This is a genomic window from Nocardia sp. NPDC058633, from assembly GCF_042717045.1.
Classification (GTDB): Bacteria; Actinomycetota; Actinomycetes; order Mycobacteriales; family Mycobacteriaceae; genus Nocardia.
Window position 1 is genome coordinate 218,190 of the sequence record NZ_JBHXRA010000006.1, and the last position, 12,841, is coordinate 231,030.

General features: G+C 69.3%; 9 protein-coding genes. 4 read left to right on the plus strand and 5 right to left on the minus strand.

Annotated elements, in window-relative coordinates:
* Window positions 1-60: 60 nt before the first annotated feature.
* Entirely contained in the window at window positions 61-1,248 is a 1,188-nt protein-coding gene (locus ACFWUR_RS09940) for an acyltransferase family protein (RefSeq protein ID WP_378904699.1), read from the plus strand.
* Window positions 1,249-1,255: 7 nt separating this feature from the next.
* On the opposite strand, the gene ACFWUR_RS09945 is transcribed toward ACFWUR_RS09940, so the two are convergent.
* The 4 genes from ACFWUR_RS09945 to ACFWUR_RS09960 all read right to left on the minus strand — a co-directional run bounded on the left by ACFWUR_RS09945 (window position 1,256) and on the right by ACFWUR_RS09960 (window position 7,428).
* Window positions 1,256-5,554, minus strand: coding sequence for an alpha-(1->3)-arabinofuranosyltransferase (locus tag ACFWUR_RS09945; protein WP_378905037.1), 4,299 nt, complete (start codon window positions 5,552-5,554; stop codon window positions 1,256-1,258).
* Entirely contained in the window at window positions 5,535-5,705 is a 171-nt protein-coding gene (locus ACFWUR_RS09950) for a DUF2613 domain-containing protein (protein ID WP_022566695.1), read from the minus strand. The genes ACFWUR_RS09945 and ACFWUR_RS09950 overlap by 20 nt, the downstream gene beginning before the upstream one ends.
* A 66-nt stretch (window positions 5,706-5,771) precedes the next feature.
* Complete coding sequence (locus tag ACFWUR_RS09955) at window positions 5,772-6,869, minus strand: isochorismate synthase MenF (protein ID WP_378904702.1); 1,098 nt, start codon at window positions 6,867-6,869, stop codon at window positions 5,772-5,774.
* Window positions 6,870-6,960: 91 nt separating this feature from the next.
* Window positions 6,961-7,428: a universal stress protein gene (locus ACFWUR_RS09960; RefSeq protein WP_378904705.1), complete on the minus strand. Its 468-nt coding sequence runs from the start codon at window positions 7,426-7,428 to the stop codon at window positions 6,961-6,963.
* Between the two features lie 115 nt (window positions 7,429-7,543).
* Here ACFWUR_RS09960 and ACFWUR_RS09965 point away from each other — a divergent pair, with 115 nt between their 5' ends.
* The 3 genes from ACFWUR_RS09965 (at window position 7,544) to ACFWUR_RS09975 (ending at window position 10,740) form a co-directional block, all read left to right on the plus strand.
* Entirely contained in the window at window positions 7,544-8,731 is a 1,188-nt protein-coding gene (locus tag ACFWUR_RS09965; RefSeq protein ID WP_378904707.1) for a glycoside hydrolase family 3 N-terminal domain-containing protein, read from the plus strand.
* An 86-nt stretch (window positions 8,732-8,817) separates the two neighbouring features.
* The gene (locus ACFWUR_RS09970) at window positions 8,818-9,417 is read left to right on the plus strand and encodes a TetR/AcrR family transcriptional regulator (RefSeq protein WP_378904710.1); all 600 of its coding nucleotides are present in this window, start codon (window positions 8,818-8,820) and stop codon (window positions 9,415-9,417) included.
* A 60-nt stretch (window positions 9,418-9,477) separates the two neighbouring features.
* Window positions 9,478-10,740, plus strand: a complete 1,263-nt coding sequence (locus tag ACFWUR_RS09975; protein WP_378904713.1) for a DUF5685 family protein — start codon at window positions 9,478-9,480, stop codon at window positions 10,738-10,740.
* A gap of 60 nt (window positions 10,741-10,800) precedes the next feature.
* Here the strand turns inward: ACFWUR_RS09975 and ACFWUR_RS09980 are convergent, their stop codons facing one another.
* A complete protein-coding gene (locus ACFWUR_RS09980; protein ID WP_378904716.1) occupies window positions 10,801-12,660 on the minus strand; it encodes a VanW family protein in 1,860 nt (619 codons plus the stop codon).
* Window positions 12,661-12,841: the final 181 nt, after the last annotated feature.

Genomic DNA, 12,841 nt, shown 5'->3' on the forward strand with positions numbered 1-12,841 from the left:
CGAACTCCGAAGGTGCGGTGCTGTGCCGCGGAAATCGCCGACACGGCAGACTGGACCACGATGACGACCGCCACCGCCCCCGTTGCGCCCCCGCGTGCCTTCATCCCCGCCCTCGAAGGGATGCGTGGGATGGCGGCGCTCGGTGTGTTGGTCACGCACGTGGCTTTCCAGACCGGTACGAGTCGCACGCCGGTGCTCGGCCCGATCCTGGAGCGCTTCGACATGGCGGTCGCGGTGTTCTTCGCGCTGTCGGGTTTTCTGCTGTGGCGCCCACACGCCGCGGCCGCGCACGGTCTCGGCCGCGCGCCCACGACCTCCCGCTACCTGTTGCACCGGGTGGCCAGGGTGATGCCCGCGTACTGGGTGGTCGTGGTGTTGGTGCTGCTGTTGCTGCCCGGCGCGGCGCATTCGGCGAACCTGCGGGTGTGGATGTCGAATCTGGCGTTGCTGCAGGTGTTCGTTCCGTTGACGTTGACCGATGGACTCACGCAGATGTGGAGCCTGTCGGTGGAGATGGCCTTCTACCTGCTGCTGCCGCTGTTGGCGTGGCTGGTGGTGCGACTGCGCGGACCCGCGGCCCGGTGGCGGGTGCCGGTGCTGTGCGGGTTGATCGCGGTGAGCCTCACGTGGAATCTGTGGCCGGTACCGACGCCGGAGGCCATTCACGCCGACAACTGGCTGCCCGGCTATCTGCCGTGGTTCGGGGCGGGCATGCTCCTGGCGGAACTGATCCACCTCGTGCGCGCTGATGTCCGGTGGGCCCGCGTCCTGTCGAGTCAGCCGCTGATGTGGGCGCTGGCGCTGGCGGCGTTCTTGCTCTCGGCGACCGAGTTCGGCGGCCCGGCCGGCCTGGAACGCGCGCAACCGTGGCAGTACGCGATGAAGATGGTGCTGGGCATGATCCTCGGCTTCGGCCTGCTCGCGCCCCTGGTGATCCGCCGACCCGGCGCTCGCCACCGCTGGCTGGAATCGCCGACTGCCGCGATCCTCGGCCGCTGGTCCTACGGCATCTTCCTGTGGCACCTGGTGGTTCTCACCGTGGTTTTCCCGGTTTTCGGCATCATGCCCTTCCACGGCCACTTCCTCTACGTGATCATCCTGACCACCGCGCTCACTCTTCCGCTGGCAGCCGCCAGCTTCGCCTTGATCGAAGAACCTGCCCGCCACTGGGCGGCTCGCTGGGATCGGCGGGCCGCGTCCGCGCGCGCCGAACGATCGGAACCGGTGCAGAGCTCGCCGGTGCGCTGAGCAGGGCTCAGCGACGTCGGGGGAGCGCCGCCACCCCGACGGCGACGACCGCGACCACGGCCGGTGCCTGGGCCCACAGCGAGCCGCCCATGTATTCGGTGCCGGAGCGCCAGGTCCCCGTAGACAGTGCCGCCGCCGAGATCAGCGTCCCGAGGCCGGCCAGCCATGGCAGGGTTCGGGCCGTCACCGCGGGCCGGAAGTGGCTGCAGCCCACAGCGATCAGCGTGACTGCCGCGCCGAACGGTCCGGAGATCACGCCGATCACACCGGTCAGTCCGATCGCGGCGACCCAGCGGGCACCCCAGGTCACCGGTGCGGGCCCGACGTCGGCGACCGCACGTCGGCGCGGAATCGCAAGAAGGACAAGGGGAATGAGGAGCAACAGCCCACCGAAGATCGCGAGCCGGTACCAGCGGTCCGCCGGGAACGACACCGTGATCTCCCCGCTGGTTCCGGGCGGCACGAGCCACGCCTGCTGCCAGCCGTCGACAACCAGCGGCGACAGTTCGCGCCCGTCGGCGGTGTGCGCCTGCCAGCCCACATTGGTGCTGAGCGGCAGGACCAGCAGCTGAGTGCCTTCGGTCGACGTTTCGACAGCGGCGCCGGGGTTGCCGGGGTAGGGGTCGGTGCGGGGCAGGCGTATGCGGTCGACGGTGAAGAGTTCGGTGGGCGCCACGGTGAGGTCGGGGTGGCCGGGGAGGAGTTCGATATCGGCCGCGTCCTCCGGGCACGGCAGTGCCGAAACCGGTGCGCCGGAGCGCAGTTCGTCGGCCGTGGCGGTGACGGTGGTGTGCACGGCGCGCCCGCCGATCGCGATCACCGGCCCCGCCTCACAGCCGATGGTGACGAGCCGATCGCCGGGGGCGTGCGCGGGGTACTCGGGGCCGAGCACTTCGACTTCGGCAACACCGGTGGGCTGGCTGAGGACGAATCCGAGTGCGGTGCGGTCGAGGACCTCGTTCCAGCTCTGGATGCTGATCTCGATGCGATCGGTTTCAGTGGGGTACAGCGAGATGCGGGCCGGTTCGCCGTGTTCGCGTTCGGGTAGTTCGCGGATCTGCGGGCCGTTGCCCAGGTTGACCGCCACGGAGGTGGCTGTCGCGGGCAGCCCGCCCAGTGCGGTGGTGATGTCGAGTCCGGTCACCGTCGCCGGCTCCGGAAGTTCCAGTACCAGTGTGGGTTTGCCGCCGGCGAGCCCGCGCACGGTGGATTCGGGTGCGGTCCAGGTGGTCTTCGGATCACCGTCGGTGGCTGCGAAGGCGGCGCCGCGCAGGTCGGCGACGTCGGCCTTGCCGCGGGCTATCGGTCGGGTGGGGTCGGTGAGCAACGCCTCCAGCGCGGGCCCCGGGCGCGTGCGCACGGTGAGGTCGGTGCCGACGGTGAGCGGTTCCGGCACCGAGAGGGTGCGGCCGAAGATGCCGGGCTCCTCGGCGGGCAGTCCGAGCCCCTTACTGCAGTGCACGCGGTCGGGGCCGTCGAAACAGTTGCCGCGACCGGGGAATTCCTGTCCGAGATCCCATCCGCTGACGGTCGTTCCCGGTGCGACATCGGGCAGCACGACTCGATGCCGGATGTCGACGCGCACCGGCGCGTCGCGATCGGAGTAGTCGTCGAGGGTGAGTTCGCTGATGCCGAATTGCCCACCACGGGTTCCGGTTTCGGTGCGCGCGGCGCTGATCATCACCCAGTCGGACTTGCCCGCGGGCAGCGCGACGGACACGGGCGTGCCGGGTTCGGTGATCCGGGCCGACACGGTCCCGCGCGAAGTACGGACCTCGACCCACTTCACCGGGTCGCCCAGCGCCGCCGCGGTGGTGGTGAAGCGCAGCGAGCCGTTGGCGATCGGCTCGTCGAGGTCGAGTCGAATCCATTGCCCCAGAGCAGGTTCCGACCCGTTGCTGATCCACGCTGTGCTCGGATCGCCGTCCACGGCGGCCGCGGTCGAGCTACCGGGTGCCGCTCCGCCGATCTGCGTGGCGTCGGCGGCGGAGCTGGACGCGGTGACCTTCGCGCCCGACCATTCGCCCTGCACGAGTTCGGCGCCCTCGACGGGGTAGTCGGCAACCAGATTGTGGGTGCGCCGGGCGTCGTCGGCGGCGCGCACCGCGGAGTTGTGGTTGTCGACCCGACCGAAGTCGGACTCACGGTCCATCGGGGTGTCGGTCAGCAGCACGGGCCGTGCGGGTAACCCGGCGCGTCGCGCGTCCGCTTCGAGAAGCACTGGCGCCGAATGGTTCTCGTCATCACGGCGCACCCTTTCCAGTACTTCGGGACCGCCTCGGACTACGGGTGTCGAGTCCAGCGGGGTGGTGTAGGCGCCAGGGAATCCGGGCGGGGCCCCGGTGCCACTGCGCACGTCGACGGGGGTACCGGGCGGCGGCACGTCGACGCGATAGATCTCGACCGCCGGATAGGCGGGCAGCAGGTCGTTGTCGACCACCAGTCCCGCGTCCGCCGCCCGCGGCCCGATGTGCGCGCCGAACGAGGTCACCTTGGTCAGTCCCGGTGATCCCTCGATCGCGCGATGGGCCAGCATCGGCCGTGTCGAACGGGAGGTCTCGGGATCGAGATCGTTGCGCAACACCACGATTCCGATGCCCTGGGCGGCCAAGGTGGCGGCGAGCCCGGTCGACGGCCTGCCGTCGGCGATCAACCGCTGAACCGAATCCATCGCGCGAATGGTCCCCGGCGGGTTCAGCGGAACCGCATCACGCACGGCCCAGGGGGTACTCGCCAGGGCTTGCAGCGGTTCGTCGCGGGTCAGTCCCCAGATCTGACTGCCGAAAGGCGCACCGGGCACCACCAGCGCACGGGTGTCCGCGGCATTGGCGGCCAGCCAGTCGGCGGTGTCGGTCCAGTAGGCGGGCACCCGATCGTAGGCGCCGCGCGGGGCGAGCCGACCGGTCCACGCCAGGGAGGTGGCGAGAGTGAGCGCGGCCAGGATCAGCGCCGCGACCGCGACCAGCCGATCGCGCTCGGGATGGGCGAAAGAGCTGCGCCACACCGGCATCGGCACGGACGCGGGCAGGGCGACGCGGCCCAGCAGGTGCGCCAGCCCCACCACCAGTGGCAACCGGATCAGCGGTTCCAGCTTGTGCACATTGCGCAGCGGCGCACCGCCCGAGTCGAGGAAGATCCGCACCGATTCGGCGAAGGGCCCACCCAGCGTCCCGACGTACCCCGCGCAGATCCCCGCCAGTCCCACGCACAGGATCAACGCGAACCTGCCCCGATACGGCATCGTCGAGCGGGCCAGCCCGGCCATGCCCGCGGCCGCGAGCAGGCCCGTCGCCAGCACGGCTGCGGGCTGGGTCACCAGCACCGCACCGGCGATCCGTTCCGGCGACACGAACGGCGTCCAACTGTCGGTGCCGCGCAGCACCTCGCTCAACGCCGCCCACTGCGTCGTCACCCCCGACGACTCGATGAAGTCCAGGAAGGGCGGACTCACCTTCCCGAGCAGCAGCAGCGGCACCACCCACCAGAGCGTGGCGAGTACCAGCAGCGGAATCCAGGCTCGTGTGAACCGCCACCACTGCCGATTCGGTCGATACGACGCCCACCACAGCGCCGCGGGTAGAAACGCCGCCACCGTCGCGACGGCGTTCACCGACCCCATCAAGGCCAGCGCGAGTGCGCTTCCCGCTGGGGAAGGAGGGCCGCCCCTGCGCATCGAGAGGTCCTCGGTCTCCGCCGCCGCGACGGCGTCCTTCGGCGGATCCTGGCCGCGCGCCGCCGCATCGCGCCGTGTTCTCACGGCCACGCCGAGGGCCGCGGGCGCCAACAGAACCCAGGGCGCCAACATCATCGGCAGTGTTTCCGAGGAGATCGACCCGAGCGTGGTGAGCACTCGCGGCGACAACGCGAAAGCGATGCCCGCGATCACGCGAGAACCGCGCGAGCCGATCCCGAGGGTCTCGCACAGCTTGACGATTCCCCAGAACCCGGCCAGCAGCAGCAGAGCCCACCACACACGCTGGGTGACCCACGCGGGCAGGTGCAGGAGGTGACCCGCGGAGAAGAAGGTGCCGTGCGGGAAGAAGTAGCCGTAGGCCTGGTTCTGGACCTGGCCCATCGGGGCCTGGCTGCTCCACAGGTGCGAGGCCCGCGCGAGGAAGCCGAGCGGGTTCTGCGCGAGGTCGTATTTGGTGTCGGCGACGGTGAGGCCGGGCGCCTGCGCGAAGGTCAGTACGAAGGCGGCTACTACCGAGCCGACGAGCCAGCGCCAACCCAGTGGCGCCTTGTCCGGTTGCCCCGATGCGGGGCGCGACGCGCGGGCGTCGGCCTCAGCGGCTGCCGTATTCAGGAGCGTTGAGCAGCGAGGAGTCTTTGTCACCGCTGCGGTCGATCGAGGGCGCCGTGTTCTGCTGCACCGCTGCCGTGATCGCGAAGACAGCGATCGCGCTCAGCAGGGCGCCGCCGACCGCGCTGGCAACAGCCGGAACAGCAAACTTCATCGCGCACTCCAATACGCTCGACGTCGGGGCCTTTCTCGGTCAACCTAGCAGGTCCAGCGGCCTCGGTCAGTCGTTGGGCAGCTCGCAACGCAGGGCGCCGAGCAGGGTGCGTAGTTTGGCCGTGGTCTCGGCCAGTTCTGCCGGTGGATCCGAGGCCGCCACGATCCCGCCGCCCGCACTGGCGCGCAGCACCCGCTGATCGGCCGAGAGTTCGCCGCCGCGAATCGCGACGACCCACTCGCCGTCGCCGTTGTCGTCACACCAGCCCACCGCGCCGCCGTAGAACCCGCGCCACGGTTCGTCGGTGGTGATCGCTTCGAGCGCGGCGGCGAAGGGGGTGCCGTTGACGGCGGGGGTGGGGTGCAGCAGCAGCGCGAGGTCGAGTGCGGTGGTCGACGGGTCACGCAGCACACCGTGGATGGGGGTGGCCAGGTGCCACACCTGTTCGGTGCTGAGCAGTTCGGGCGCGTCGGGGATGTGCAGCTGTGCGCAGACCGGCGTCAGCTGTCGACGGATCCAGTCGATCACGAAGGCGTGCTCGTCGTGGTTCTTGGCGCTGGAGAGCAGTTCGCGCGCCTGTGCCGCGTCGTCGGCCGGGTCGGCGCGGCGGGCGAGTGTGCCTGCCAGCGGATGCAGGCTCACGCGGTCGCCGTGCCGTGCCACCAGCACTTCGGGTGTCGCACCGATCAGCGTCTCGCCCGCTCGTCCCGCGGCGGACAGGTCGACCGCGTACACCGCGGCATTCGGATGCCTGCTCAACAGATGTCCGGCCAACACCTCCGGGTCCAGCGGCGCGGCGGCTTCGACCACCATCGACCGCGCGGCCACCACCTTGCGCAGCTCGTTGGCGGGGTCGCCGAGTTGCTCGACCAGTTTCGTCACCCGCGCCACATGTTCTGGCGCGCTGGGTATCTCGGCCACCACTCGCACGTCGGGCAGTTCCGGCAGGGCGGCGGGTCGCCACGGTCCGGCGGTGTGCAGCACGTTCTCGGGCTGCCAGAGCGCGGCCGCCGTCCGAGGATCGAATGGAAGTGCGCCGACGATCAACTTCGGGGCGATCCGCTGGTGCAACGCCTCGACCGCCCGGCGGGGGTCCGAATACGTCGCGCGCACGCCCGAGGTCCGCAACACCGAGTCGGGTCGAGCGAGCAGGAATTCGTTCATCGTGCTTCGACCATAACGCCGACGCGGCGGCCCCGAACCGCGAGAGCGACCGAACTCTCACCGCGCGACGCCACCACCGACACCAGCGGAGCTACTGCTCGGGCGGCACCAGGAAGACGGGCCGGTGACCGTGCTTGAGCACCGCTTCGGCGACGCTGCTGTGCAACAGCGCGCGCAATCCCGTCGAACCGCGCGTCCCGGCGACGATGATGTCGACGTCGAGCTCATCGGCACAATCCACGATGGCGTTCCAGATCGTGGTGGTGCACTCGGCGGTGCGCGGTTCGGCGTCGATGCCGGCCAGTTTCGCCAGGTGCACGCCCTCGGCGTTGATCTTGCGGGCGTCGGAGTAGGCGATGTCCTCCAACTCCTCGTCGGGCACCCAGTCCGGCTGCATCACCCCGGCGAGCCCGGAGATGCGCGCGGCCTGGCGGACCATCGGCTCCCACGCGGTGAGCAGAATCGCGCGCTCGGCGGTGAGGAACCGCCCCGCGTACTCGACGGCTCGTTTGGCTTGTTCGGAACCGTCGTAGGCGATGAGCATCCGATCGCATGCCATGACGACCTCCTGCGCTGGTCGGAGCGGCTTTCCCATCAGATTACCCGCGATTCGGACCTGCGAATCAGATCCCGGGTGGTGTGGTTCGTGCCGGGTGCGGGCTACCGTGGAGCGCATGCGGAAATCGCCTGTGGTCGTGTTCGCAGTTCTCGCCGCCCTCACTGGTTCGGTCACCGGCTGTTCGGGAGGTTCGTCGAACGAGACGACGCCCGCCGCGAGCAGCAGCGCCGCGGCCTCCCCCTCCGCCGGGTCGGAATCGAGTTCGCCCACGTCGGGGACTCCGGTCCAGAACAATTGCGGCGCAGACTATCTGGCCGCGCTCTCGCAGCGAGAGAAGCTCGCCCAGCTGTTGACCGTGGGTATCACCGGTGCGGCGGACGCCTCGAACGTGGTGAGTTCGGAGCAGGTGGGCGGCATCTTCATCGGCAGCTGGACCGATCCGAGCCTGCTGGACAAGACGGCACTCGACGCGGTGAAGGCCGAGGCCGAGGTGCCGTTGATGGTGACCATCGACGAAGAGGGCGGGCGTGTCTCCCGCGCGAAGAACGTGATCGGCGCCGCGCCGTCGGCGCGCGAGATCGCGCAGACCCTGTCGCCCGAGGAGTACTACCAGTTCACCCTGACCAGGTCGAAGGCCCTCAAGGACGTCGGCATCACCGTCGATTTCGCGCCCGACACCGACGTGAGCAGCCAGCCTGCCAACAGTGTGATCGGTGACCGCTCCTACAGCGACGACCCGAAGGTCGTCAGCGAATACGCGGGCGCCTACATCCGCGCCTCCAACGAGGTGGGCCTCGGTTCGGTGATCAAGCATTTCCCCGGCCACGGCTCCGGTTCCGGTGACTCGCACACCGGCGCGGTGACCACCCCGCCGCTGGAGCAGATGCAGAACACCGACCTGGTGCCGTTCCGCGACCTCGTGAACTCCGGCGCGGCGGTGATGGTCGGCCACCTCGACGTCCCCGGCCTGACCGAGCCCGACGTGCCTGCCAGCCTCAGCCCGGCCGTGATGACGCTGCTGCGTGAGGGCAAGGGCTACGGCGCCCCGCCGTTCGACGGCCCGATCTTCACCGACGATCTCAGCGGCATGGCCGCCATCACCGCCCGCATGTCCATCGCCGACGCGGTCGAGGCCACGCTCGTCGCGGGCGCCGACAACGCGCTGTGGATCAGCAGCGATGCGGTGCCCCAGGTGCTCGACCGTTTGGAACAGTCGGTGGCTAGTGGCAAACTGCCCGCCGACCGGGTCGACACTTCCGTACTGCGGATGGCGCGCTACAAGGGCGTAGCGCTGGGCTGCTGATCGCACCCGGCGACTGTGCGGCAAATGAGCGCGGGTGAACTTACCTTCAAGTAAGATAGGTGGTTCACCCTGCGGTAGGAGAGTGGATGGCAGGCGGGACCAAGCGACTTCCCCGGGCGGTTCGCGAGCAGCAGATGCTCGATGCCGCGGTCGAGGTGTTCGCGCGCAAGGGCTTCCACGACACGTCGATGGATGCCATCGCCGCCGAGGCGAAGATCTCCAAGCCCATGCTCTACCTGTACTACGGCTCCAAGGACGAGCTGTTTCGCGCCTGCATCCAGCGCGAGGGTCTGCGCTTCATCGAGGCCGTTGCGCCGGCGGGCAACCCGCAGTTGACCCCCCACGAACAGGTCCGCACCGCACTCGAGGGCTTCCTCGATTTCGTCGACCGCAACCGGCAGTCCTGGCAGGTTCTCTACCGTCAGGCGATCGGTCAGCAAACCTTCGCCTCCGAAATCGACAATGCCCGTGAGCGCGTCATCGAACTCACCGCGAAACTGCTGGAATCCAGTGCCAAGAACGCCGATCCCGGCACCAATTTCGAGGTCGTCGCGGCGGCGGTGATCGGCGCCGGTGAGGCCATCGCCGACCGGGTCGCCAGCGGACGGATCGAAGTGGCCGAGGCGGTCGACCTGCTCGACGATCTCGCCTGGCGCGGTCTGGCCGGTCGCAAGAAGCCCGACTAGCGGTTGCGCCGCGCCCCGTCGCCTGCGATCCTGCACGGTTGACGATCGACGATAGACGGGGTGGCAGTGTTCGGTGTGTTGAAGCCGTGTGCGCACGGTGCGGCGAAATACGGCATCGATCCGGGGCAGTGGCAAGCGCACATGTGCGGGTTGTGTCTGGGTCTGCGTGACGGGCACGGCCAGTTGGCCCGTGCGGCGACCAATACGGATGCGATCGTGCTCAGCGTGCTCACCGAGGCGCAGTCGAGTGCGGGTGCGCGTACCACCGCCGGTCCGTGTCCGCTGCGCGGGATGCGGCGCGCGTCGGTGGTCGCCGCGAACGCGCCGGGCGTGCAATTGGCCGCGACGGCGTCACTGCTGTTGGGGGCGGCCGAGATCGGCGATCACATCGACGACGGTGACGCCTCTGTCCTTGCCCGCCGACCGATGCGGAGGGTGTCGAATACCTGGGCCGCCCGAGCCGAGCGGCAGGCCGGTCTGATCGGGCTCGATGTGCGGCCCATGCTGAGCGCGATCGCTACGCAGCCGTTACTCGAGTCCCGCGCGACGGCTGCGCGAAAACTGGGTCCGGGTTCGGCCTCCGACCCGACCAATTCGGTTGCAGAACAGCGGAGTCCGCGAATTCAGGCGATCGAGGTGATCACGCTCGAAGAGCTCACCGGCCCTACTCAGCTCTGCGCCGCCACGCTGTTCGGGCATACCGCCACTCTGGCGGGTCGACCGGAAAACGTCGCGGCCCTGCAGGAGATCGGGCGCCATGTCGGTCGCATCGCGCATCTGGCCGATGCCATCGAAGACCTCGAACGCGACCGGGCCCGCGGCCGTTTCAATCCACTCAAGGCCACCGGCACCGATCTGCCCCGTGCCTATGATCTGCTGCGCGAGAGCGAATCTCAGATCCGGCAGGCCGCATCAGCGGCCGAACTCGACCAGCTGCCGACCGTGCGCTGGGCGCTGCTCGATCCGCTGGCGAGCCTGCTGCGACGCCTGGGCCAAGGGCTTGGCATCGCGGTCGGGCATGTCTGCCGTACTTCGGTGACAGCTCAACAGCATTCGCCGTACGAATTCCCGTCCCCGCCTGGTCGACGCCCGAACCGGCCGAGCCCGTTCCAGGCTGGTGGCCTGGTGCTCGGCGTCTACTGCACCGGCATGGCCTGCTGCATCGACCACACCAGTCCGTGCACCGGTGAACAGAAGGAGGCCTGGGCGAAGCGCTGCGACTGTGGCAGTTGCGGCGACTGCTGCGGTGGCTGTGGCGACTGCTGCAGTTGCTGCGGCGAGGACGGCTGCTGCGGCGACTGTGGTTGCGACTGCAGCTGCTGACGAAAAAGGCTCGCGCGGTGGCGAATCCGCCGACCGCGCGAGCCCCTTACCGTCGAACCCCTACTCGCACTTGACGACCGGGATCGGGTCGTACTTCACCGTGCGCGTGTGCCGCGACACCTGAGTGCCCGACTTGGCGTCGGTGATCACCCGCGTGTCGGAGATGGTGAAACCGGGCGCACCTTCGGAGGCGATGCAGTCCTTGCCCTTGGGCAGCACCACTTCGTTGGGCTCGGTCGGCTTCGACTTCTCACCCGTGATCGATTCCACGTTCACGGTTTTGGTGCCCCACAACCGCACGGTGATCTCGGATCCGGTGGCGACCGTCTGAATGTAGACACCGGTGGTGCCGGTGTTGCGGAACGCCAGGTCGATCGCACCGTCGAACACGGTCGCCTCACGTGCGGCCGGGTAGCGCGAGATGTAGTAGCTGTGCTCGGTGTGTCCGCCGTCTTCCATCCCGGCGAAGTAGGCCGCGTTGTAGAGCGTGGTGGCGAACTGGCTGATACCGCCGCCGACCGCGGTGCTCGGCCTGCCCTTGTCGATGATGCCGGACTCCACGTAGCCTTCCGCGGCGGTGCGCGGACCGGTGAACTCGTTGAGCGAGAACATCTCTCCCGGCTTCACCACCGCGCCGTCGACCTTGGCGGCGACCGTGCGGATGTTGACTCCCGAGGGGCCGCTGAAGCCGCCGGTGGTGAACTCCCCGATCTTCTCGTTGACGCCGAGCGCGGCGGCGGCCTCGGTGGTGAGCTTGGGCTCGATGCGCTCGTACACCACCGGGTTGTCGCGCGGTCCGGGCTGGGTGAGCAGAGCGGGCAGTTTCTCCAGCGTCTTCGGCCAGTCGACCTTCTCGCCGACCACGGCGGGCACGACGGTCGGCTTACCCGTGCTCACCGTGAAGGTGGCGTCCTTGGGCTCCACCTCGGACTTCGCCAATTGCGGTGCGAGCAAGGCGATCACGGCGTCGTTGTCGAACCGGGGCGCCAGCCCGCCGTTGCCGTCGGGCACGAAACCGAGTACGTCGGCGATCTGATCGGGCGTCAGCGTCGCCTCGACGTCCTTGCCGGACATGGTGATCGGTGACGCGACGGCCGGCGTCGCGATATCGCGCAACGCCGCCTGCACGGCATCGGCACGCACGGCGACGGGTGCGGCCACCACGGGCAGATCCAGTTCCTCGCCGACAGCCCAGTGGTCGGTGATGGTGGCGCGCGCGGCCTCGGTATCGAGCACCAGGCCCGGCACCGGCGCGACCGCGACGGGTCTACCGTTCTCGAACCGCACCGTGCCTTCCACGGTCGGGTTGTCGTGCATGCGGAAGGTCGTGAGTTGAGCGTCGAGAGCCGCGGCGTCGACGGTGGTCGAGACCGGCACCTCGCGGGTGCCGAAAACCGAGATCAGTCGGCTCACCGGGTTCAACGGCTGGCTGCCGACGGCATCCCAGGTGCGGTCGTAGTCCACCGACAGACCGGCGGCGGCGGGCACCATGCTCGCCCGCACATCGCCGATGCGCACGGGCAGCGGTCGTTCGGCCCTGGGGCCGAGCTCGGTGTGCAGCAGCGCGTCGGCCTCGGCCTGGTCCATCCCGCCGATGTCGATACCGGCGACGACGACGCCGCGCGCCACGTCACCGGCGCTCAACGCGAGGTCGGCCAGGTAGGCGGCGGTTCCGACGGCCAGCACGGCGCCGACCGCGATCCCGATTCGCTTGACCAGCTGTTGGTTGTCCGGCGGAGTCGGCGGCTGTGCGCCTCCGGGGCCGGGGGTGGGTGACCAGCGATCGCGGGTCACGGTGTTCAGGGGCTGGGTGAGGGCGGTGGTGTCCGGATCGAAAGTGCGATTTGATTCGAGCAACTTGCGTAATCCGACCTCGCCCCTCCGGTCGGCCGGTTGTCCGGCGGTCGACTCGCTGGGCACGGAGGTCCTTCCGTTAGGTTGGCCCCGATGTGTTTGCGGGGTCCGGCCCGAGGGTAACGCGCTTGGGCGCACTCAGCAGCTCGGCGACCGGGTTCGGGCAGCGAAAAGGCTCCGTGTAGTTGCCGGGTCGGGGGTCTGGCAACTACACGGAGCCGATCTGTTTATCGTGGCCCGGAGCGGG